Source organism: Actibacterium sp. 188UL27-1, assembly GCF_016901225.1.
Classification (GTDB): Bacteria; Pseudomonadota; Alphaproteobacteria; order Rhodobacterales; family Rhodobacteraceae; genus 188UL27-1.
This window is the reverse complement of sequence record NZ_JAFEUL010000010.1, coordinates 113755-134625: the sequence shown is the minus strand read 5'-3', so window position 1 is coordinate 134625 and position 20871 is coordinate 113755. Positions and strand designations below refer to the sequence as shown.

General features: G+C 62.8%; 19 protein-coding genes. 10 read left to right on the top strand and 9 right to left on the bottom strand.

Going from position 1 to position 20871, the window contains the following annotated elements; genetic code table 11:
• Positions 1-98 precede the first annotated feature (98 nt).
• Together IU397_RS14425 and hemN are read right to left on the bottom strand one after the other, a co-directional pair.
• Positions 99-1853, bottom strand: coding sequence for a sugar phosphorylase (locus tag IU397_RS14425; protein WP_204414953.1), 1755 nt, complete (start codon positions 1851-1853; stop codon positions 99-101).
• Between the two features lie 93 nt (positions 1854-1946).
• On the bottom strand, positions 1947-3302 hold the full coding sequence (gene hemN / locus IU397_RS14420; RefSeq protein WP_204414951.1) for an oxygen-independent coproporphyrinogen III oxidase: 1356 nt from the start codon (positions 3300-3302) through the stop codon (positions 1947-1949).
• Positions 3303-3373: 71 nt separating this feature from the next.
• Here hemN and fnrL point away from each other — a divergent pair, with 71 nt between their 5' ends.
• The 9 genes from fnrL (at position 3374) to ccoS (ending at position 11929) form a co-directional block, all read left to right on the top strand.
• The gene (gene fnrL / locus IU397_RS14415; RefSeq protein ID WP_204415006.1) at positions 3374-4108 is read left to right on the top strand and encodes a transcriptional regulator FnrL; all 735 of its coding nucleotides are present in this window, start codon (positions 3374-3376) and stop codon (positions 4106-4108) included.
• Between the two features lie 122 nt (positions 4109-4230).
• Positions 4231-5835 carry a cytochrome-c oxidase, cbb3-type subunit I gene (gene ccoN / locus IU397_RS14410; protein WP_204414949.1) on the top strand — a complete coding sequence of 535 codons (1605 nt, stop codon included), beginning with the start codon at positions 4231-4233 and terminating at the stop codon, positions 5833-5835.
• A 13-nt stretch (positions 5836-5848) separates the two neighbouring features.
• Positions 5849-6610 carry a cytochrome-c oxidase, cbb3-type subunit II gene (gene ccoO / locus IU397_RS14405; protein WP_204414947.1) on the top strand — a complete coding sequence of 254 codons (762 nt, stop codon included), beginning with the start codon at positions 5849-5851 and terminating at the stop codon, positions 6608-6610.
• Positions 6611-6619: 9 nt separating this feature from the next.
• On the top strand, positions 6620-6841 hold the full coding sequence (locus IU397_RS14400) for a cbb3-type cytochrome c oxidase subunit 3 (protein ID WP_204414945.1): 222 nt from the start codon (positions 6620-6622) through the stop codon (positions 6839-6841).
• Positions 6838-7713 (top strand): cytochrome-c oxidase, cbb3-type subunit III, encoded by an 876-nt coding sequence (gene ccoP, locus IU397_RS14395; protein ID WP_204414943.1) that lies wholly within the window; start codon positions 6838-6840, stop codon positions 7711-7713. The genes IU397_RS14400 and ccoP overlap by 4 nt, the downstream gene beginning before the upstream one ends.
• Before the next feature lie 11 nt (positions 7714-7724).
• The gene (gene ccoG, locus IU397_RS14390; RefSeq protein WP_204414941.1) at positions 7725-9155 is read left to right on the top strand and encodes a cytochrome c oxidase accessory protein CcoG; all 1431 of its coding nucleotides are present in this window, start codon (positions 7725-7727) and stop codon (positions 9153-9155) included.
• A gap of 1 nt (position 9156) precedes the next feature.
• Positions 9157-9618 carry a FixH family protein gene (locus IU397_RS14385; RefSeq protein ID WP_204414939.1) on the top strand — a complete coding sequence of 154 codons (462 nt, stop codon included), beginning with the start codon at positions 9157-9159 and terminating at the stop codon, positions 9616-9618.
• Positions 9615-11774 carry a cation-translocating P-type ATPase gene (locus tag IU397_RS14380; protein WP_204414937.1) on the top strand — a complete coding sequence of 720 codons (2160 nt, stop codon included), beginning with the start codon at positions 9615-9617 and terminating at the stop codon, positions 11772-11774. The genes IU397_RS14385 and IU397_RS14380 overlap by 4 nt, the downstream gene beginning before the upstream one ends.
• Complete coding sequence (gene ccoS / locus IU397_RS14375; protein ID WP_204414935.1) at positions 11771-11929, top strand: cbb3-type cytochrome oxidase assembly protein CcoS; 159 nt, start codon at positions 11771-11773, stop codon at positions 11927-11929. Before IU397_RS14380 ends, ccoS begins: the two co-directional genes overlap by 4 nt.
• A 295-nt stretch (positions 11930-12224) precedes the next feature.
• On the opposite strand, the gene IU397_RS14370 is transcribed toward ccoS, so the two are convergent.
• The 7 genes from IU397_RS14370 to IU397_RS14340 all read right to left on the bottom strand — a co-directional run bounded on the left by IU397_RS14370 (position 12225) and on the right by IU397_RS14340 (position 18807).
• Complete coding sequence (locus IU397_RS14370) at positions 12225-12566, bottom strand: nitrile hydratase accessory protein (RefSeq protein WP_204414932.1); 342 nt, start codon at positions 12564-12566, stop codon at positions 12225-12227.
• Positions 12553-13212 (bottom strand): nitrile hydratase subunit beta, encoded by a 660-nt coding sequence (gene nthB / locus IU397_RS14365; RefSeq protein WP_204414931.1) that lies wholly within the window; start codon positions 13210-13212, stop codon positions 12553-12555. Before nthB ends, IU397_RS14370 begins: the two co-directional genes overlap by 14 nt.
• Positions 13209-13817: a nitrile hydratase subunit alpha gene (nthA, locus tag IU397_RS14360; protein WP_204414929.1), complete on the bottom strand. Its 609-nt coding sequence runs from the start codon at positions 13815-13817 to the stop codon at positions 13209-13211. The genes nthB and nthA overlap by 4 nt, the downstream gene beginning before the upstream one ends.
• A gap of 69 nt (positions 13818-13886) precedes the next feature.
• Positions 13887-16142: a xanthine dehydrogenase family protein molybdopterin-binding subunit gene (locus IU397_RS14355; RefSeq protein ID WP_204414927.1), complete on the bottom strand. Its 2256-nt coding sequence runs from the start codon at positions 16140-16142 to the stop codon at positions 13887-13889.
• A 2-nt stretch (positions 16143-16144) separates the two neighbouring features.
• A complete protein-coding gene (locus tag IU397_RS14350; RefSeq protein WP_204414925.1) occupies positions 16145-16606 on the bottom strand; it encodes a (2Fe-2S)-binding protein in 462 nt (153 codons plus the stop codon).
• A 159-nt stretch (positions 16607-16765) separates the two neighbouring features.
• Positions 16766-17260, bottom strand: a complete 495-nt coding sequence (locus IU397_RS14345; RefSeq protein WP_204414923.1) for a transcriptional repressor — start codon at positions 17258-17260, stop codon at positions 16766-16768.
• Between the two features lie 224 nt (positions 17261-17484).
• Positions 17485-18807, bottom strand: a complete 1323-nt coding sequence (locus tag IU397_RS14340) for a dienelactone hydrolase (RefSeq protein ID WP_239479814.1) — start codon at positions 18805-18807, stop codon at positions 17485-17487.
• Positions 18808-19093: 286 nt separating this feature from the next.
• Here IU397_RS14340 and IU397_RS14335 point away from each other — a divergent pair, with 286 nt between their 5' ends.
• On the top strand, positions 19094-20782 hold the full coding sequence (locus IU397_RS14335) for a glucan biosynthesis protein (protein WP_204414921.1): 1689 nt from the start codon (positions 19094-19096) through the stop codon (positions 20780-20782).
• The last annotated feature ends 89 nt before the right edge of the window (positions 20783-20871 follow it).

Here is a 20871-nt window from a genome sequence, read left to right as displayed (position 1 = left end):
TATGTATGGGATATGTATGCGATACATACGCATTGTGCATTCGCGTTTTCGCACGTTGCAGTACGCCAAGCGCAGAAGCGTGCGTCATCGCGCGGAATTTAGGAGCGGCCAGAGCGGTTGCTGATCCAGCGGCACTGGTAGGGAGCAAAGGGGATGTCGCCGCCGGTCGCCGTAATGGGCTCGCCCGAAATCAGGTCGGTCCAGGTGTCACCATCGATCAGGTTGATCTGGCCGGGGGGGACATGCACGACTGTGTCACTGACATTGTGGAGCGCGAAAATCGACTGGTCGCGGTCCAGGCTTTGCCGCCAGATCCCGAAAATGCGATGGTCCAGTTGCATTGTGAACTGGGTCGCATTCGGGTGCAGCGCCTTTTGACCGCCACGCAGCTTGATCCGGTCCCGCATGGCCGACAGGGTTCGGGCATGGACGCTGTCTGGCTCCTCCAGATGCGCCAGCAATGTCGGATAATCCCAGCGATGCCGGTTGATGGCGCGCTTTTGTCCCGACTTGTCAACGCCGTCATGGTCGTTCGGGGTCGCCAGCAGGGAATGGATGTAAAAGGCCGGGATCCCCTCCAACGCCATGACAATGGTCTGCGAACACAGGAACCGTGCCTCCTGCCAGTCATCCGGCCCGGCGAATGTGCCTTTCATCGCCTCAAAAAAGGTGATGTTCAGCTCATAGGGCGCCTCACCCCCGCCCGGCAGAGCGCGCATGCTGACCTCCCCGCCAAAGGCCCGAACGGTTTTGATGACCTGATCGCGCTCCCCCTCATCCAGCAGACCCTCGGCAGGGCGCATCCCGATCCCATCATGGCTGGCCGTGAAATTCAGATAGGCACATCCCAACTGCGCCGGCGGCATCGAGACCTGCCAACGGTTCAATTTCGCGGCACTCCCTGACAGCATCGCATGCAGAACCAGCGGTGGCAGGGTGAAGTTATAGACCGCATGCGCCTCATTCCGGTTGCCGAAATAGCTCAGGTTCTCGGCATTGGGCACATTGGTTTCGGTCAGCAAAATCACCGGCAGATGCTCAAAATCACACAGCAGCCGCATCAGCTGAACAATGGCATGGGTCTGCGGCAGATGGATGGAGGGAGAGCCGATCTCCTTCCACAAGAACGCCACCGCATCCAGCCGGATGATCCGCACACCGCCCGCAATATGCAGGCGCATGATCCGCAAAAACTCCAGCAAAACCTGCGGATTGCGGAAATCCAGATCAACCTGGTCATGGCTGAACGTACACCAGACATGGCGCAGGCCATGGGCGGTCTCCACTTCGCGCAACAGGGGATGGGTGCGGGGGCGGACCACATCGCTCAGGTCATCGTCGGGCGACGCCTCGAAAAAGAACCGGTCATAGGGGGCATGGCCCTGCAGGTATTCGTTGAACCACACCGATTGTGACGAGACATGGTTCAGCACCAGATCGGACATCAATAGAAACTCTGACCCGATCCGCCCGATATCCGCCCAATCCCCCAGGACCGGGTTCACCGCGCGGTAATCCGTCACCGCGAAACCGTCATCCGACGTATAGGGAAAGAACGGCAGGATATGAACGCCGTTGATCACGCCTTTTAGATGGTTGTGCAGGAAATCATGCAGCAGATCCAATGGCTTGTGCTGGCCGTCCTGCAGGCTGTTGCCATAGGTGATGACCATCGCGTCGCGTTCCGACCACAGCCGATTGCCGGGACGGCGGGCGCGACTGCGGCGGGGTGTATTCTCGGGCCAGAACGCCTCGATCACCTGGGAGGCCAGGATGGCGCAATCCAGGTTCGGGTAGATCCGCGCCAAATGGTCGGAAATGCGGGCGCTAAGGGTTTGGCTACTGGTCTGCATAAGGGATCCCTGACAATCCCCGCAGTTTTTGCGCGCGCAACGCCCCAAGGCAAGGCCCAGGGGCCGCCATCGCCCCGGCCCGTTGTCACATCGCTAAATCGCCGCGCTATGCCGGTTCTTTTCGCCTGTATAAGCGTCAAGGGAGGCGGCGATGACCCGCGCCAGAACGCGACCCGTCGGCGTCAGGACCAATTGATCATCCCAATCGTCCAGCAGGGTTGGAAACGCCTCTTTCATCTGTGCGGTCAGGGCACGGACCTTGTGCATGGGAGCCTGTGCCGTCTTTGAGATATCGCGCGGTGTCACGGTGAAATAGCACAGCAATTCCTCGATCATGGCGCTGCGCAGCTTGTCATCTTTGGTGAAAACATGCCCGCGGTTGACCGCCAACTGCCCTGCACGGATGCGCGCCAGGTAATCCGCGGTCTTTGGGGCGTTCTGTGCATAACCCTGTGGAAAGCGGGAGATGGCCGACGCGCCGAGGCCCAGCAAGGCTGTTGCCGGATCGTCGGTATAGCCTTGGAAATTGCGGCGCATGGTCCGCTGCGCATGGGCGCGGGCCAAGCCGTCATCGGGCCGGGCAAAATGATCGATCCCGATCTCATGAAATCCATCCCAGGCGGACAATCGCGCGGCGGTGTGAAACAGCATCAGCCGCGCCTCTCCATCGGGCAACGTCTCCGCCGGGATTAGACGCTGCCGCCGGGACATCCAGGGCACATGGGCATATCCGTAAAGCGCCAGACGGTCCGGGTTCAGCGACAGGACCTTTTGTGTGGTTTCCGTCAGGCGCGCCTGGTTCTGGTCCGGCAGGCCATAAAGCATGTCAACATTGATCGAGAAGACGCCGCGGGCGCGCAGGGCATCCACCACATCCTTGGTCAGATCGAAACTTTGCCGTCGGCCGATAATGTCCTGAACATGGGGGTCGAAATCCTGAACCCCCACAGATGCCCGGTTCATCCCCATCTCGGCCAGGCAATCGAGCCGCGCATCGTCGATCTCCGATGGATCGATCTCAACCGACAGTTCAAAATCCGTGGCCATGGGTGCAAGGTCCAATAGGGCGGCGATCAGCCGTTGCAACATCTCGACCGTCAGCAACGTCGGCGTTCCTCCGCCCAGATGGACCCGGCTGAGGACTGGCATCTCGGGCAGGTGCTGGCGGATCAGACGGATTTCCTGAAGCAGTGTTTCCACATAGGCCCGGACCGGATCGGCGCTGCGCACGCCCTGGGTGCGACAGGCACAAAACCAGCAAAGCCGTCGGCAAAACGGGATGTGAACGTAAATCGACAATGGGCTGCCCGGGGGCAATTGCGCCAACCATCGGGGCGTCGCTTCGGGCGCGACAGCGGGTTGAAAATGCGGCGCCGGCGGGTAGCTGGTGTAACGCGGCACGCGTGCATCAAAAAGTCCGAATTTCTGAAGTTGTACGGCATCTATCATGCCGCTACCATTGCATAGCGGGCCCCTCCATTTACCATGATCTGGATCAAATCGTGCCGAGCAAAAGCAATATGACCTCGACGATGTTAGCGGAGTGCGCGGATTGTCCCATCCGGCACCGGGCTGTTTGCGCGCTGTGCGAACCCCACGAACTTACCCTGTTGGAAGATATCAAATACTATCGCCAATTCGCCCCAGGCGACACGATTGTCTGGGCCGGGGAAAAGTTGGATTTCGTGGCCTCCGTCGTCACCGGCATGGCCGCGCTGAACCGCACGATGGAGGATGGGCGCCGCCAGATCACCGGTCTGTTGTTGCCGTCGGATTTCCTGGGGCGCCCGGGGCGGTCATCCGTCCGCTATGACGTTTCTGCCATTTCGGATGTGAGCCTGTGCTGTTTCCGCCGCAAACCGTTCGAGGATCTGGTGGAGAGCACGCCCCATATCGGCCAGCGGCTTCTGGAAATGTCCATGGATGAACTCGATGCGGCCCGGGAATGGATGCTGGTTCTGGGCCGCAAGACCGCGCGGGAGCGGATCGCCAGCCTGCTGGCCATGATCCTCCAGCGCGAGACGCAGGCAAAACCCGCCGACGCCGGGTCCGCCCTTCGGATCGATCTGCCCCTGTCGCGCGAAGGCATCGCCGATTGCCTCGGCATGACCCTCGAAACCGTCAGCCGCCAACTGTCGCACCTCAAGCGTGACGGGGTCATCCAATTGGAAGGCCGCCGCACCGTCCTGATCCCCGATATGGACCAGCTTTTGCTCGAAGCCGCCGATGATGCGGATGGCGGCGTGCTGGATTAATTCCGCCACCTGCCGCAAAGGTTGATCTGTGTCAAAGACGCCCCGCCAGCCGTTCTCCTAACTCCATTTAATTCCATAAAAGGCGGCACAATTGTGCCCGCTTGGTTTTGAGGGGTGCTGGAATGACGGACTATGTCAAACTCATCGCATTGGGACTGGTGGCGGTCTTTGCGGCCATTGCGGCCAACTATGCGCGCGATCTGGCCTACATGGTGCATGCGCTTTTGATCATGCTGATGGCAGGCGGCGCGTTCCTGTGGATCCTGCGCGGCATGGACGAAGCCAAGCCGCCCCGGGTGACACCCACAGGGTACATGGATGACGTCATCCGCGCCGGGGTTGTGGCCACCTCTCTGTGGGGCGTGGTGGGCATGTTGGCGGGCACCTGGATCGCCTTCCAACTGGCCTTTCCCGCACTCAACTTCGAATGGGGCCAGCCCTACACCAATTTCGGCCGCCTGCGGCCCCTGCACACCTCTGCGGTGATCTTTGCGTTCGGCGGCAACGCCCTGATCGCCACCTCGTTCTACATCGTCCAGCGCACCTGTGCCGCGCGGCTTTGGGGCGGCAACACGGCGTGGTTCGTCTTTTGGGGCTACAACTTCTTCATCGTGCTGGCCGCCACCGGATATATCCTGGGGGCCACCCAATCCAAGGAATATGCAGAACCTGAATGGTACGTCGATATCTGGCTGACCATCGTCTGGGTCGCCTATCTGGCGGTTTTCATGGGCACGCTCATGAAACGCAAAGAGCCGCATATCTACGTCGCCAACTGGTTCTTCCTGGCGTTCATCGTCACGGTTGCCATGCTGCATATCGTCAACAACCTGTCCGTGCCGGTCAGCATCTTCGGCTCCGCCTCGGTCCAGCTCTTCTCCGGGGTCCAAGACGCGATGACCCAATGGTGGTACGGCCATAACGCCGTCGGCTTCTTCCTGACGGCGGGCTTCCTGGGCATGATGTATTATTTCATCCCCAAACAGGCCGACCGCCCGGTCTTCAGCTACAAACTGTCGATCATCCACTTCTGGGCGCTGATCTTTCTCTATATCTGGGCCGGTCCCCACCACCTCCACTACACCGCCCTGCCCGACTGGGCCGCGACCCTGGGCATGGTCTTTTCAATCATCCTGTGGATGCCCAGCTGGGGCGGCATGATCAACGGCCTGATGACCCTGCAAGGCGCGTGGGACAAGCTGCGCACCGACCCGATCATCAAAATGATGGTGGCGTCGCTGGCCTTCTACGGCATGTCCACATTCGAGGGGCCCATGATGTCGATCCGCGCCGTCAACTCGCTCAGCCACTATACCGACTGGACCATCGGCCACGTCCATTCCGGCGCGCTGGGGTGGAACGGGCTGATCACCTTCGCCGCGCTCTACTTTCTCACGCCGCGGCTGTGGAACCGGTCGCAGCTTTACTCGCTCAGCCTCGTCAACACCCATTTCTGGCTCGCGACCGTGGGCATCGTCCTCTACGCATCATCCATGTGGGTCACCGGCATCATGGAGGGCCTGATGTGGCGCGAGGTCGATGACCAGGGCTTCCTCGTCAATTCCTTCGCCGACACGGTCAGCGCCAAATACCCGATGTATATCGTCCGGGGCCTCGGCGGTGTCCTGTATCTCACCGGCGCCCTGATCATGTGCTACAACCTCTGGATGACAATGCGCGGGGCGCCGGTAAAGGCCGCCAACACCGCCATGGCTCCGGCTGAATAAGGGGATCGGATCCATGTCAGACACCACACCCGACCAAAAACCGGCCCGCAAAGGCTTTCTCGATCACCACCGCGCGCTGGAACGCAACGCCACGCTTTTGCTCGTGGGCAGCCTCTTCGTGGTCTCGATCGGGGGCATCGTGGAAATCGCGCCGCTCTTCTACCTTGAGAACACGATCGAGGAGGTCGAGGGAATGCGCCCCTACGCCCCGCTCGAACTGAAGGGGCGCGAGATCTACATCCGCGAAGGCTGCTATGTCTGCCACAGCCAGATGATCCGCCCCATGCGGGACGAGGTGGAACGCTACGGCCACTACTCCCTGGCCGCCGAATCGATGTATGACCACCCGTTCCAATGGGGCAGCAAACGCACCGGGCCGGATCTGGCGCGGGTCGGCGGGCGTTATTCCGATGACTGGCACGTGGATCACTTCATGGATCCGCAATCGGTGGTGCCGGAATCGATCATGCCGAAATACGCCTTCCTGGCCGATAACATGCTCGACGGGCGCTACATCACCGATCTGCTGGAAACCCACCGCATGGTCGGTGTGCCCTACACTGACGATATGATCGCCAATGCCGGTGCCGATTTCCGCGTTCAGTCCAATGCTGACGGGGATTGGGATGGCCTGCTCGAACGCTACCCCGGCGCGCAAACCCGTAACTTTGACGGGCAACCCGGCATCTCGGAAATGGATGCCCTGATCGCCTACATGCAGATGCTGGGCACCCTGGTCGATTTCTCGACCTTCACCCCTGACGAGACCCGATAGGAGGCACCGATGGACACCTATTCCTTGCTGCGCGAATTCGCCGATAGCTGGTTCCTGATCGCCATGCTGACCTTCTTTCTGGGGGCCTGCCTTTATGCGCTGCTCAGTCGGCGCGAGATCACCGAAGACATCGCCAACATTCCCTTCCGCCACGAGGATGCCCCCGCCTGCACGGGCGATTGCGCCAATTGTGCCTGTTCCAAGTTTGACCTGCCGGAGCGCCAGAAATGAGTGAACACAAGATTGACGAGGAAACCGGCGTCGAGACCACCGGACATAGCTGGGACAATATCGAGGAGCTGAACAACCCCCTGCCCCGTTGGTGGCTCTGGACCTTTTACGGCACCATTGCCTGGGGTGTGCTCTACACCATCTTCTTTCCTGCCTGGCCCCTGATCACCCAGTCCACGGGCGGTTTGCTGGGCTTTTCCACCCGTGGTCAGGTCGTCGATGACATCGCCACCTACGAAGCCGCCAATGCCGAATTGAATACCGCGCTGGCCACGGTCGAATTGGCCTCGCTGTCCGTCGAAAATCCCGATCTGCACCGCTATGCGGTGGCCTCCGGCGCGTCGATCTTCCGCAATCACTGTTCCCAATGCCACGGCTCCGGCGCGGCGGGCGGCATAGGCTACCCCAACCTTTTGGACGATAACTGGCTCTGGGGGGGCGATCACGAAGCCATCGCCTATACCGTGCGCCACGGCATCCGGAACGAGGCTGACCCGGATGCCCGCTGGTCCCAGATGCCGGCCTTTGGCGATGTGCTGGAAAACGATGAAATCGCTGCGGTGGTCGAACATGTCAAAGCCATTTCCGGCCAGGAGCATGACGAGAGCCTGCTAGAGGTCGGTGCGGTGATCTATGACGAGCAATGCTCTAGCTGCCATGGCGTCGAAGGCAAGGGCGATCATGAGATCGGTGCCCCCAACCTGACAGACGCGATTTGGCTCTATGGCGGGGATGATGCCGCATTGACCTATACGGTCGTGAATGCGCGTTTTGGTGTCATGCCCAATTGGTCACCTCGCCTCTCCGATGCCGAGGTGAATGCCGTCGCCGCCTACGTCCACCAACTGGGCGGCGGCGAAACAGCCGAGTAGGAGCACCGCCCGTGTCCAGCACCGCCGAGAGGCCACCGTCCCTGTATGCCCCGCGCGAGCCGATCTTTCCGCGCCGGGTCAATGGATGGTTCCGCAACCTGAAATGGGGGATCATGGTGGTCACCCTGGGGATCTACTATCTGACCCCTTGGATCCGCTGGGATCGCGGGCCAGAAATGCCCAACCAGGCCGTCCTCGTCGATCTGGCCAATGCGCGCTTCTTTTTCTTCTGGATCGAGATCTGGCCCCACGAATTCTACTTCGTCGCGGGCTTGCTGATCATGGCGGGGCTGGGCCTGTTCCTCTTCACCTCCGCCTTGGGCCGGGTCTGGTGCGGCTATGCCTGTCCGCAAACCGTCTGGACCGATCTTTTCATCCTGGTCGAGCGCTGGATCGAAGGCGACCGCAATGCCCGCGTCAAACTGTGGAACGCGGATTGGAGCCCCCAGAAATGGCGCCTGCGCGTCACCAAATGGGCGGTCTGGCTGCTGATTGGCCTCGCCACGGGCGGCGCCTGGGTCTTTTATTTCACAGACGCGCCGACCCTGGCCGTGCAACTCGCGACCGTCTCGGCCCCGGCGGCGGCCTACATCACCATGGCGATCCTGACCGCCACGACATTCGTCTTTGGCGGCTTCATGCGCGAACAGATCTGCATTTATGCCTGCCCCTGGCCGCGCATCCAGGGCGCGATGATGGACGAACGCTCCCTCACCGTCGGCTACCGCGACTGGCGCGGAGAGCCGCGTGGCAAGCACCGCAAAGCCGAAGGCGCCGACGATCTGGGCGACTGCATCGACTGCATGGCCTGCGTCAATGTCTGCCCCATGGGCATCGATATCCGCGACGGCCAGCAGCTGGAATGCATCACCTGCGCACTCTGCATCGATGCCTGCGATGACGTCATGGCCAAGATCGGCAAGGAACGCGGCCTGATCGACTACCTGGCCCTCAGCGACGAACCCGCCGAACGGGCGGGCGACAAGCCCAAATCCGTCTGGCTCCACGCCTTGCGCCCCCGCGTGCTGGTCTATACCGCTGTTTGGAGCCTGATCGGCATCGGCCTCGTCTTCGCCCTCTTCATACGCTCGGATATCGAGATCGCGACCGCCCCCGTGCGCAACCCCACCTTTGTGACCCTGGCCGATGGCACGATCCGCAACGCCTATGACGTGCGCCTGCGCAACAAATACAACACGCCACGCCAGTTCCGCCTGTCTCTCACGGCGGAGGATCCCCTGCGCATCGCCTTGCAAGGCACCAACGCGCTCAGCATCACCGTGCCCGCCGACGACACCGTGACCCAGCGCGTCTATGTCATGGCCGCCCCCCGGTTCGAGGCCGCCACCCGCCCCCGCACCGACCTGCGCCTGTGGGTCGAGGATCTGGAAAGCGGCGACCGCGCCTCCAGCGCCACGGTCTTTAATGGAAAGGACAGCTAACATGGAAAAACCCCTCACCGGTTGGAAAGTCTTCGCCATGTTTGCCGCGGGCTTCGGCATCATCATCGCCGTCAACCTGACCCTCGCCTTCCAGGCCGTGGCCACATTCCCAGGGCTAGAGACCAAGAACAGCTACGTCGCCAGCCAGAAATTTCAGGCCGACCGCGCCGCCCAGGACAACCTGAACTGGACCGTCGCCGCCAGGCTGGAGGCGGGCCAGCTTGTCCTCACCGTCGACGACCCGGCCGGCAAGCCCGTCCGCCCCGCGACGCTGACAGGCACGTTCGGCCGCGCCACCCATGTGGCCGACGACCAGGACCTGACCTTTCAACCGACCCAGACGGGATATATCGCCAACGTCACCTCCGCCCCCGGCAACTGGAACCTGCGTCTGGCCGCCGTGGCGCCCGATGGCACGGCCTTCCGCCGCCGGATCGTCCTGCGCCAGCGGGCCGCGGAATGACCGACACTGCCGCCTGCCCGGGCTGCCTCGCCCGCCCGGCTGACCTGGCGCAACCCGCCGTGACACCCAGCCAGACCCTCTATGTCTCCTTGCCGCAAATCCACTGCGCGGGCTGCATTGCCGGGGTCGAAAACACGCTCACCGCCATTCCGGGCGTCGCCTCCGCCCGCGTCAACCTCACGCAAAGGCGCGCTCGGATCGAGGCGCAGGGCCATATCGTCACGGCCACCCTGATCGCCGCCCTCACCGCCAAAGGCTACGACGCCCGGGCCCTCAACCCCGAGGCGCTCGCCGCGACCCAAAACGATGCGGCAGGACGCGACCTGCTCCTGCGCCTCGCCATTGCCGGTTTCGCAACGATGAATGTCATGCTGCTCTCGGTCGCCGTCTGGTCCGGCGCCACCGACGCCACGCGGCAGATGTTCCACTGGATCTCTGCGGCCATCGCCGTGCCCGCCGTGGCCTATGCCGCGCGCCCCTTCTTTGCCAGCGCAGCCGCGGCCCTGATGGCCCGGCGCGGCAATATGGATGTCCCCATCGCCATGGCGATCCTGCTGGCCATGGGGCACTCGATCTACGAGGTTTTGCTGGGCGGCCACCACGCCTATTTCGACGCGGCCCTGTCGCTCACATTCTTCCTGCTGATCGGGCGCTACCTTGACCATTGCAGCCGCCGCGCCGCCCGCTCCGCCGCGGACGAGCTCGCCGCATTGGAACCGCCGCGCGCCACTCGCATCACGCCCAAAGGTGACCAGCAGGTCGCGGTCGACGCGCTGGCCATCGGCGATATGATCCGGGCCACGCCCGGCACCCGCCTGGCAATAGACGGCATCATCCGCCGGGGGCGCACCGATCTGGACCGCGCCCTCCTGACGGGGGAGGCCATGCCCGCCCCTGCCACGACAGGCGACGCGGTCCATGCCGGTGAGATCGTCTTGACCGGCACGTTGGAGGTTGAGGTGACCCAACCGGCCAAGCACTCCACCCTCAACCAGCTGAAATCCCTGGTCGAGGTGGCAGAGCGGGCCCGCTCCCGCTACACCTCCCTCGCCGACAAGGCCGCCACCGCCTATGTCCCGCTGGTCCATGCCCTGGCGGTCCTGGCCTTCATCGGCTGGTACGCCGCAACCGGCGATCTGCGCGTCGCCCTCAACATCGCCGTGACCGTCCTGATCATCACCTGCCCCTGCGCCATGGGTCTGGCCATTCCGGCGGTCAGCACCGTCGCCACGTCCAAGCTTTTTCGCGCGGGCGTCCTGGTGAAATCCGCCACGGCGCTGGAACGGCTCTGCGATATCGACACGGTGATCTTCGACAAGACAGGTACACTGACCGAAGGACAGCCCAAGCTGGTCAACACCGTGGCAGACGCGGTCCTGGCCCTTGCCGCGGGCCTTGGGCAAGGCTCCGCCCATCCCCTGTCCCAGGCCCTGGTGGCAGAGGCAAAGACCCGCGACCTCACCCCCACCACGGTTGACAACCTGCAAGAGCATCCCGGCCAAGGGGTCTCCGGCACGTCCCAGGGCCGCACGGTCAAACTCGGCAACGCTGCGTGGCTGAACACCCCCGAGGCGGACGGCATGGCCACCTACCTGTCAGATACCCGGGGCCAGATCCACCATTTCGCTTTCACCGACAGCCTGCGCGACGGGGCCGCCAAGGCTGTTGCCGCGCTCCAGACCGACGGCCTCAAGACTGTCCTTCTCTCCGGTGACCGCCACGCCAATGCCGCCCGCATCGCGGCAGAGGTCGGCATCCCCGAAACCCTGGCCGAGGTGACGCCAGCCCAAAAAAGCACCACCATCGCCGACCGGGCCGGGCATACCCTGATGATCGGCGATGGCCTCAACGACACCGCCGCCTTGGGCGCGGCCCATGTCTCGATGTCACCCGCGGCCGCCGTCGATGCCTCCCGCGCGGTGTCAGATGTGGTGCTCATGCATGGCAGCCTCACCCGGATCCCGGACACCCTCTCCATCGCCCGCCAGGCCCGCAAACGGATGCAGGAAAACCTGTGGCTCGCCACCGCCTATAACGCCATTGCCATCCCCATCGCACTGGCAGGTTTTGTCACCCCCCTGATCGCCGCCTTGGCCATGTCCGGCTCTTCGATTGTCGTGTCCCTAAATGCCCTGCGCATCCGGAGCACGCCATGAACATTCTCGTCATCCTGATCCCCGCCTCCCTGATCCTCGGCGCGCTGGGCCTCATCGCGTTCTGCTGGGCCCTGCGCAAAGGCCAGTTCCAGGATCCCGACGGCAACGCCGCCCGCATCCTGACAAAAGACCATGACGATGCCCCACCACTCTAAAAGCATTTGCTTCGGAGCCGCCATCGCCCGGGACAGCCAAGACAGGGGTGACACGTCGGATCAACGGAAATTGCGGAGGCTCCACCGCAGGGGGAAACCGCCATTTCCGTTGATCCGGCGGGGCAGCTCTGTCAGGGCATGCTCAGGCGATGGCGGCTTCGGGGCAAATGCTTTGGTGAGCCGGAAGCTAACACACGTTTCGGCAAACGCAGTGACCGAAACCAATAGTAAAGAATGCGCGCCCCGCGCGCTCAATTTGACTAACACCACCTCACTTCAATGCGTTGGAGCGGGTTCAGGACGAAACCGGATCATTCGCCAAACTGATCGGCGTGCCATGGGGCGTGGCCTCCGCCGCCCGCTGCCAGGCCCGCATCATCCGCGTGATCTGTTCGGGCTCGATCGTACTATGGGTGCACAGGATGCGCTCCAATGCGACCAGCCAGCAGCGGTAATAGGCCTCGGTCGAGTTCTCAGGCTGCCCATCCTCGGCCAATGCTGTTGACAAGGCCTGCGCCCAGTCGGGCCAGGTGAAAACCCCCCGTTCGTGCAAGGCGACAGTCAGGGCAAAGGCCTGGGCCTGCCACGGCGCGGTAAAGGCCACATCCTCCTCCGGCGCAGTGTCATGCGGGTTCAAGATACCGCTCCCACGCATCGAGCCTGACGGTTGTGCAGGGCTCTGCAGTTGCCCCCCACAGTTCGGTCCCGGCAATAGATATGGTATAAAGCCAGGTGGGCTGTTCCCCCTGCCCATGGGCGGCCGCATCGGGAAAGACATGGGTGCCATGGACCTTGGTCACCACACCGATCTTGCCCCGCGCATAGCCCGGCAACCGCGTGTGTCCCCGCGGGGACAGTTTCGACAGCCGCACCCGGTCACCCATCGCAAAGGCCGCCGGGGCAGTGATGTCGCGATCCGCAGGGGCCCCTTTGGCAAGCACATCTGCCACGGCAGCGGCCTGCATCTTGCTGTCACTGCGTTTGCCCGGGGCAAGCGCCTTGCCAGAGGCCAGTTCCGCCTCCGACACTTCTCCATGGCGGATCAACAGGGCTGTCAAAGCGGTGATCCAGATCGCGTAATAGCTGGACCCATAGTACGTCACCGGATGCAGGCTTTCCCGGGCATGGCGGGACGCGTCGATCCCCCAATAGCCCAACGCACCACAACACAGCGTCAGCCCCAGCGCGCGTTTTTCCCAATCGGCATGGAAGATCGGTTCATCCTCCTCAGGAAGAACGGGGCCAAATCCGGCACGCCCGCCCAGATCATGCGGACCCATCATGGTGCGGGCTCCAGCGCCAGACCGGTACCGATCATGCTGTCGCGCGTGACCAGATCGGCCAAGGCGGCGCTGTCAAAACCATCCGTCCCCGCGGGGCGCTCAGGTATGACGAGGTAGCGCACCTCTGCCGTGCTGTCCCAGACTGTGACCTCCACATCGTCGCCCAGGGTGAGCCCGAACTCCGACAGCACCTTGCGCGGCTCAAGCACCACGCGGGAGCGATAGGGTGGGGATTTGTACCAGACCGGCGGCAAACCTAGCACAGTCCACGGATAACAACTACACAATGTGCACACGACCACATTATGCTGTGTCTTGCCATTGAACACGGCCTGCATATGCTCTCCTTGCCGACCGGTGAACCCCATGGAGGCGATGGCGGCGGTGGCATCCTCTTTCAGCGCGGCACAAAAATCCGGGTCCACCCAGGCGCGCGCCACCACGGCGGCACCGTTGCGGGGACCGACCTTGGTTTCATAGGTCTCCACGATTTCGTCGATGGCTGCGGGATCGATCAGACCTTTTTCGGTGAGGATCGTTTCAAGCGCCTTCACGCGGGCGGTCATCTCGTCAAGTTCGCTACCATGGTGGGGATGGTCGTGCATGGGCCTGCTCCTGCCGGGGTCGAGCCTTGATTATGAGGCAGGATCCCACAGGACCACAAGGCAGGATCGTCAGGTAAAGCTCACGGCGTTTGCCAGCGGCAGGTCACGAATGCGCTGGCCCGTCAACGCAAAGATCGCATTGGCCAAGGCGGCGGCCACGGGGGGTGTGCCGACCTCCCCCACACCGCCCATGCGCAGATTGTTTTGCAGGATGCGGGTGGTGATCAAGGGTGTCCGATCCATGCGCAAACTGTCGAAATCATGGAAATTGGACTGCTCCACCACACCGTCGGCAAAGGTGATCTGCCCGAACATGGCCGCACTCAGACCAAAGAGAATGCCCGATTCCATCTGCCCTTCGATATTGCCGGGATCAAGGGCCTGACCCACATCGACGGCGCACCACACGTGGTCGACAGAAATCTGCCCTTCGACATCACTGACCTGAACGACCTGGGCGACCGAAGACCCAAAGCAATGGCAAAAGCCCACGCCCTGGGCCGTGCCCTCGGGCAGTTGCTGACCCCAATTGGCCATGGCCGCCACGGATTCAAGCGTGCGGGCCGAAGGCGTATGTTCGGGCTCCAGCAGGGCAAGGCGCATGGCGACCGGATCAAGCTCCCCGGCATGGGCCATCTCATCCAGAAAGGACTCCAGAAAGAACGTGTTGTAGGAATGCCCGACCGAGCGCCAGACGCCGACCGGAATGCCCGTATCGGCGGCATGGCCGGACACGCGGAAATTGGGCAGCGCATAGGGTTGATCGAACGCCCCTTCGACCAGCAGCTTGTCGGCCAGGGGGGGCGCAAATCCGACCATGCGATTGCTTTGCCCGGCCAGGACCGAGGGCGCGGCAACGGCCATGTCAATCGCCTCTGGCCGACCAGGGCCGACCGCCCCGGTCAGGCGGGCAATGGCAGCGGGGCGATAGAAATCATGGCTGATATCCTCCTCCCGCCGCCAGGTCATGCGGATGGGGACATCGGGCAGGGCGACGGCGATCTGAGCCGCCTGGGTGGTGTAATCAGTTTCGGACCGACGACCGAAGCCGCCCCCCATGAAGGTGGTGATGATGGTGACCTGATCGGGATCCAACCCGACATGGGCCGCTGCCGTGTCACGGGCCAGGGTTGGCACCTGGGTCCCGCACCAGATGGTGAGTTGATCCCCCTTGAACAGGGCGGTCGCGGTCATGGGCTCCATCGTGGCATGGGCCAGATAGGGTACGGTGTACCTGGCCTCCACCAGGCTGAGGCTTTCGGCGCGTGCGGCCTCGACCACGACCTCGGCCAAACCGTCATCGCGCAGGGTGGAATCGGCGCGCGTGTCAAAGGCGGACTCGATCCGCGCCATCTGTGCCTCGGTCGTGGCGGGATAAGCAGGCGGGGACCATGTCACATCAACCTGATCCAGCGCTTTCATGGCGATCCAGGTGTTATCGGCGACCACGGCAACACCGTTGCCCAGGCTGACGATCTGGCGCACACCAGGCAGCGTGTTGGCATTGTTGGTATCCAGCCCGATCATCGTACCACCGGCAAAGGGCGTGGCCCGGACAGAGGCGCAGAGCAGATCGGGCAAGTCGATATCGGTGGCATACCGGGCCGTGCCTGTCACCTTTGGCACCATGTCGAGCCGTGGCAGGGTCTGGCCCAGCAGGCGCCAATTGGCGGGCTCCCGCAGGGGCGGATCCGCAGGCGGGATGATCTGTGCCGCATCTGCGGCAAGATCGGTGTAGCTGAGGCTGCGCCCGTCGGCATCGATCACCTGACCCGCCTCTGTCTTGAGCAGTATCGGGTCGATCCCCCACCGCTTTCCCGCGGCCTGGGTCAGCACCATGCGGGCCGCGGCCCCGGCCCGGCGCATCCGGTCAAAGGCATCTGTGGTGGAGGTCGATCCCCCGGTCAGTTGAATGCCAAAGGCCAGTTTCTGGGCCACACGGACGGCGCCCTTGCCCACCCGGCGGATGCTGCGGTCATCGTATTCGGCGGTGGGCAGACCCAGGGCCATGGCCGACGCGTTCAGATAGGCCGCCGCGGGGGGGCCGTGGATCGCGGTCACCTGCTGCCAGTCCAGGTCAAGCTCTTCGGCGACGAGGGCCGCCAGCGTCGTATGGATCCCCTGCCCCATTTCCGCGCGAGGCGTGATGATCGAGACACCGGCCGCCGTGATCAGGATATAGGGGTTGAGCGTCGTTTCCCCGGCGGCGGGATCCAACGGGTTTTCAAAGGGCTGCAAGTAGCGATAGGTGCCAAATGCCACGCCACCCGCGATGGCCGCGGACCCGATCAAGAAACCGCGTCTGAGGATCTTGCCCACAGCCATGCCTAATCCGCCATCCGCTTGGCCGCCGCATGGATCGCGGCGCGCAGGCGGGGATAGCTGCCACAGCGGCACAGATTGCCGGACATGGCCGCGTTGATATCCTCATCCGTGGGGGCGGAATTTTCCTGGAGCAGCGCCGTGGCCTGCATGAGCTGACCGGACTGGCAGTAACCGCATTGGGCCACCTGGCAGGCCACCCATTCCTGTTGCAATATGCTGAGCTGACCGGGGGTGCCGATCCCTTCGATCGTGGTGACGGAGGCACCATTGAGGTCACCGATGCTCACCTGGCAGGACCGTTCGGGGATGCCGTTCACGTGGACCGTGCAGGCGCCGCACAGACCGGCCCCGCATCCATACTTGGTTCCGGTCAGGTTCAAGATGTCCCGCAGGACCCACAAAAGCGGTGTATCCGGCTCTACCTCAACCACATGTGGGGTATCGTTGATCGTCAGGCTGGTCATGTAGATGTTGCAGCATATCCCGCCTATCGACGCAACTGCGCCGTCGGTCGCGCCGGCCGCACCGGGGCAAGAAGGACGCTGCGGCACAGATGACGGATGGTCCGGGTGGTGTGTCGAACCGGGCCGACAGCCACACGCTGCGGGCCAGGTCGGTGACAATCACCCGGTGGCGTCGGGTCGGCAGGAGGGGCATGTTCCAGACGCCTCCATCACGGTCGTTTCGATTTGAAAGCCGATCTTGCGGGCCGCGGAGCCCAGCGCTCCGGTGGTTGGGCGGGCGGGCGTTTCGACCACAGCGTCGCAGGTGCGGCAGATCATGAAGGCCGGTGCGTGCTCTTCCCCGGGATGGGAACAGGCGACATAGGCATTGAGATGTTCGATCTTGTGGACGAATCCGTGGGTCACCAGAAAATCGAGCGCGCGGTAGGCCACGGGGGGCTGGCTGCCCAACCCCTCCTCTCGCAGCTTTTCCAGCAGATCATAGGCGCCCAGGGCCCGGTGCCGTGTCAACAACAATTCCAGGACCCGGCGGCGCGTCGGTGTGAAGTGCAACCCATGTCGGTCGCAATAGCGCGCCGCCGTCTCCATCGCGTCAGATATGCAACTGGCATGGTCATGGGCGTCGAACCCGACAGGATCAGGTGATGTCGTCATGGGGCGTGACGTAGCAAGGCAACCTGGGCACAGCAACATGCCATGTCATGCTGTCACAGTATCCAAACGAAAATTGACCCAAAATAGTTGAGCTTTTGCAGCAATAGCTGTTTCGGCCCAGCCCGGAACGGCCATTGGCATTGTGGTCGCCTTGCCCGGCGGCGATCAGATATCCGCAATCGAGATCGACCCTTTGGGATGTAGGATGGAGGCCGGACCGGGGGTTATTCGCCCTTGACCAATGTCTCGAACCGCAGACCGGAGGCGGTTCGATTGGGAAATCCCGCCCAATAGCTGTGATCCGCCTTGGGGTGCCCCTCCTCATCAACGGACCAGACCGCATCGTTGGAGTGCGGAACAAGGGTCAGGACGGGGGCCATGGTCGGATCGCGCCCCAGGTGCTGTCCCAGCCAGGCGGTGACGAAATGCTGGGTGATGTTGTTCATGCGAACCGTGTCCCAGACAGGATCGGCGTAATGTTCGGTCAGGTTGAAGCCAAGATCATCGTCGACCCTGTTTGCCTCGGGCGGGGCGGGCATTGGGGCGGCTGCATTGTGATTGGCATTGTCGAACGTGAGAAGTGCGCGATCCGCGCCTGACGTCGCCTGCCAGATCGCCCGAACACCATCCTCATAGCCCGACACATCATCGACCGACCCCGCGATGTAAAGCATCGGGATCTTGATGCCCGCCAGACCATCGGCTGCCCAGACCCCCCGCGCCATGCCCCAGGGGCCAATGGCGATGGCGGTTTTGATCCGGTCATCGGCCCGTGCCGCATGACTGTCGCTGCCCGATTGGTGGACCGCCAGTGTTCCGTGCGGCCCGCCCCACTCAAACCCCACCGACGCATCGGTGACACCGCCGCCTGCCGCGATGATCGCGCCGTAACCACCCATGGAATAGCCGATGATCGCGGTGCGATCGACATCGATCCGTCCGGCCCAAGGCGTGGTCGGATCGCCAGCGAGGCGCGCCAGTTCGTTGAGAACAAAGATCTGGTCGAGGGGACGGTTCACCAGGGTCGAACCGAAGGCCGCCTGGGTGCGATAGGTGCTGTCGGTATGGTCGATGGAGGCCACGACATAGCCCTTGCTCGCCAGATTGTCGGTGAGGTGAGACATCAGGAACCGATTGCCCGGATAGCCGTGGGAGACAATCACCAGCGGATAGGGGCCGCCTTGCGCAGGCGCCGCGTCGCGGATTGCGCGCCCTGCAAGCGTGACCTGGGTCTTGCCGTCGCGCAAATAGGTTTGCATCTGGCGCGTGCCCTCTGCCCCTGGGGCGGCGGGATACCACATCTCGACCGTCAGGGGCCTGTCATAGCGGGGCAGCGGATCTGGTTTGGGCGCGTCGGGATCGATGGCAAGGATGTCGATCTGATCGGGATGGGTCAGGTCGAGCGTGCGCATGCCGGTGGGCAGATCGCCATAGGCAGCCTGTTCCGGCGCATCGGGGCGCTGCGTGTCGATGCGGTGTTGGGCCATGGCGGGACCTGCAAAGATCAGGAGGACAGACCCCATGACCACGGAAAGGGAAAAGGACATGCGGCAGCTCCTGAATGCGACGGTTTTGGTGGTTTTTGGCGACGGACGATACGGATCACTGCACGGTATCAGGGTAGCGACTCGGGGTGATAGTGCCAACAGATCGATGGAATTTCGGGCAAAATTCAGCGTTCAGGTGGAGGGGCACCCCAAGTCTCGGCGGTTCGTTGCCTTGGAGGCGCGGCTGCCGCGCTTGTATTTGCGTCGGCGCCATGGCTGCGACATCTCAGGAGACGTGGTGGTCCGAAAGCTGGCAAAACAGCGGACCAAGTGGGGAAAATACAATATGACGATTGATCGAAGCGCAGATGCGCGGCGCCGCACCGTATTGAAATATCTGTTGGGCACGGCGGGGGCTGCGGCCTTGTCGACCAGCCCGGTCCTGGCCCAGACCGCGACTGAACCCAGCGCGCCCGTGGCCGTGGAGGAGACAGGGCAGCCCGCCTTTTCGTTTGACCTGCTCAAGGCGATGATGCGCGATAAGGCCAGCCAGCCCGATGCGGAACCCGAGCCCCTGGACAGTTTCGCAGCAGAGTTGGATTACGACGGTTATCGCAACATCCGGTCGCGCCCCGATGGTGCACGGTGGAGCGATACGGATCTGGCTTTTCAATTGCATCCGTTCCATCCCGGTTGGCTTTACAGCACGCCGATCCGCCTGCATGAGGTCATCGACGGGCGCGCCCACGAGATGATGTTTTCGACCGATGATTTCGAATACATGAACGGTCTGGATGCGCAGATCCCGGAACATGAGGTGCTGCCGGGCATTGCGGGGCTGCGTGTGAATCACCCGCTGAACCGCGCCGATCTGATGGATGAGTTGGTCGTCTTTCAGGGGGCAAGTTATTTCCGTGCCCTTGGCCGGGCCAACAGCTATGGCCTGTCAGCACGGGGGCTGGCATTGAACACCTGGCTGGAAGGGCCAGAGGAATTTCCGCGCTTTTCCGAATTTTGGGTAGAGCGGCCCGCCCATGGCCAGCAACACCTGGTGGTCTATGCCGCGATGGACAGCCCGTCGCTGACGGGCGCCTACCGGTTCGAGATCCATCCCGGGGCCGATACGGTGGTTGATGTCGAGGCTGAGATTTTCTTTCGCGAGGATATCAAGCAGTTGGGATTGGCACCGCTGACATCGATGTTCTTTTATTCCGAACACAGCGAGCGCGACTTTGACGACTATCGCCCGCAGGTGCATGACAGTGATGCATTGCGGATCGTCCGGGGCGATGGCGATGTGCTGTTGCGGCCACTGAACAACCCATCGCGCGTGGCTGGGTCCTATTTCGCCGAAAGCGATCTGCGCGCCTTTGGCTTGATCCAGCGGGACCGCGCCTACGAGGACTATCAGGATGCCGGGGCGCGTTATCATGATCGCCCCTCGGTCATGGTCGAGCCACTGGAGGATTGGGGCCCGGGCGCCGTTCGCCTGGTGGAGATCCCGGCGGAGTTGGAAATTGACGACAATATCGTCTTGTTCTGGGTGCCCGATCAGGCGCCGGTGGCCGGCGAGGCCAAGACATTCCGATACCGGATGCATTGGGGCGCACTGAGCCCCAATCCAGAAGACGAGATGGCGTGGATCAGCAGCACCCGCGCCGGGCATGGCGGCCCCGCTGGCGTGCCGATCACCAACCCCAACCTGCGCAAGTTCGTCGTGGATTTCCGTGGTGGCCTGCTGGGTGCCTCTCCCGAGGATACGGAATTTGAGCCCGTTATCTCTGCCTCTGCCGGGAAGATCGACAATGTCGTGCTGTTCAAGGTGCCGGAAAGCGAAAACCTGGCCGAGGTCGGGACAGGCATCTGGCGACTGGTGATCGACATCGATGGCGGGGACGAAGAGCTGATCGAACTGAGCGCCCATGTCGCCGGATACGGGCGCAAGCTGACCGAGATCTGGTTGTATCAATGGGTGCGCGACCTGCCAACCGAAGAAGCCGTCAGCGACACGACAGAGCAGGCCCAAAGCAACTAGAACGGGTCAAGGGATCTGGCGCGATTTTGACGACCGGTCGGAGCAAATCCGCCGGTCGTTTTGCGTCTGACCACAGGCCGATCCTGCGT

What these genes read in the sequence shown, in the direction of transcription:
- IU397_RS14425 (WP_204414953.1), bottom strand. Translation starts at nt 1,853, where the DNA reads ATGCAGACCAGTAGCCAAACCCTTAGCGCCCGCATTTCCGACCATTTG.
- hemN (WP_204414951.1), bottom strand. Translation starts at nt 3,302, where the DNA reads ATGATAGATGCCGTACAACTTCAGAAATTCGGACTTTTTGATGCACGC.
- fnrL (WP_204415006.1), top strand. Translation starts at nt 3,374, where the DNA reads ATGACCTCGACGATGTTAGCGGAGTGCGCGGATTGTCCCATCCGGCAC.
- ccoN (WP_204414949.1), top strand. Translation starts at nt 4,231, where the DNA reads ATGACGGACTATGTCAAACTCATCGCATTGGGACTGGTGGCGGTCTTT.
- ccoO (WP_204414947.1), top strand. Translation starts at nt 5,849, where the DNA reads ATGTCAGACACCACACCCGACCAAAAACCGGCCCGCAAAGGCTTTCTC.
- IU397_RS14400 (WP_204414945.1), top strand. Translation starts at nt 6,620, where the DNA reads ATGGACACCTATTCCTTGCTGCGCGAATTCGCCGATAGCTGGTTCCTG.
- ccoP (WP_204414943.1), top strand. Translation starts at nt 6,838, where the DNA reads ATGAGTGAACACAAGATTGACGAGGAAACCGGCGTCGAGACCACCGGA.
- IU397_RS14385 (WP_204414939.1), top strand. Translation starts at nt 9,157, where the DNA reads ATGGAAAAACCCCTCACCGGTTGGAAAGTCTTCGCCATGTTTGCCGCG.
- IU397_RS14380 (WP_204414937.1), top strand. Translation starts at nt 9,615, where the DNA reads ATGACCGACACTGCCGCCTGCCCGGGCTGCCTCGCCCGCCCGGCTGAC.
- ccoS (WP_204414935.1), top strand. Translation starts at nt 11,771, where the DNA reads ATGAACATTCTCGTCATCCTGATCCCCGCCTCCCTGATCCTCGGCGCG.
- nthB (WP_204414931.1), bottom strand. Translation starts at nt 13,212, where the DNA reads ATGATGGGTCCGCATGATCTGGGCGGGCGTGCCGGATTTGGCCCCGTT.
- nthA (WP_204414929.1), bottom strand. Translation starts at nt 13,817, where the DNA reads ATGCACGACCATCCCCACCATGGTAGCGAACTTGACGAGATGACCGCC.
- IU397_RS14355 (WP_204414927.1), bottom strand. Translation starts at nt 16,142, where the DNA reads ATGGCTGTGGGCAAGATCCTCAGACGCGGTTTCTTGATCGGGTCCGCG.
- IU397_RS14350 (WP_204414925.1), bottom strand. Translation starts at nt 16,606, where the DNA reads ATGACCAGCCTGACGATCAACGATACCCCACATGTGGTTGAGGTAGAG.
- IU397_RS14345 (WP_204414923.1), bottom strand. Translation starts at nt 17,260, where the DNA reads ATGACGACATCACCTGATCCTGTCGGGTTCGACGCCCATGACCATGCC.
- IU397_RS14340 (WP_239479814.1), bottom strand. Translation starts at nt 18,807, where the DNA reads ATGTCCTTTTCCCTTTCCGTGGTCATGGGGTCTGTCCTCCTGATCTTT.
- IU397_RS14335 (WP_204414921.1), top strand. Translation starts at nt 19,094, where the DNA reads ATGACGATTGATCGAAGCGCAGATGCGCGGCGCCGCACCGTATTGAAA.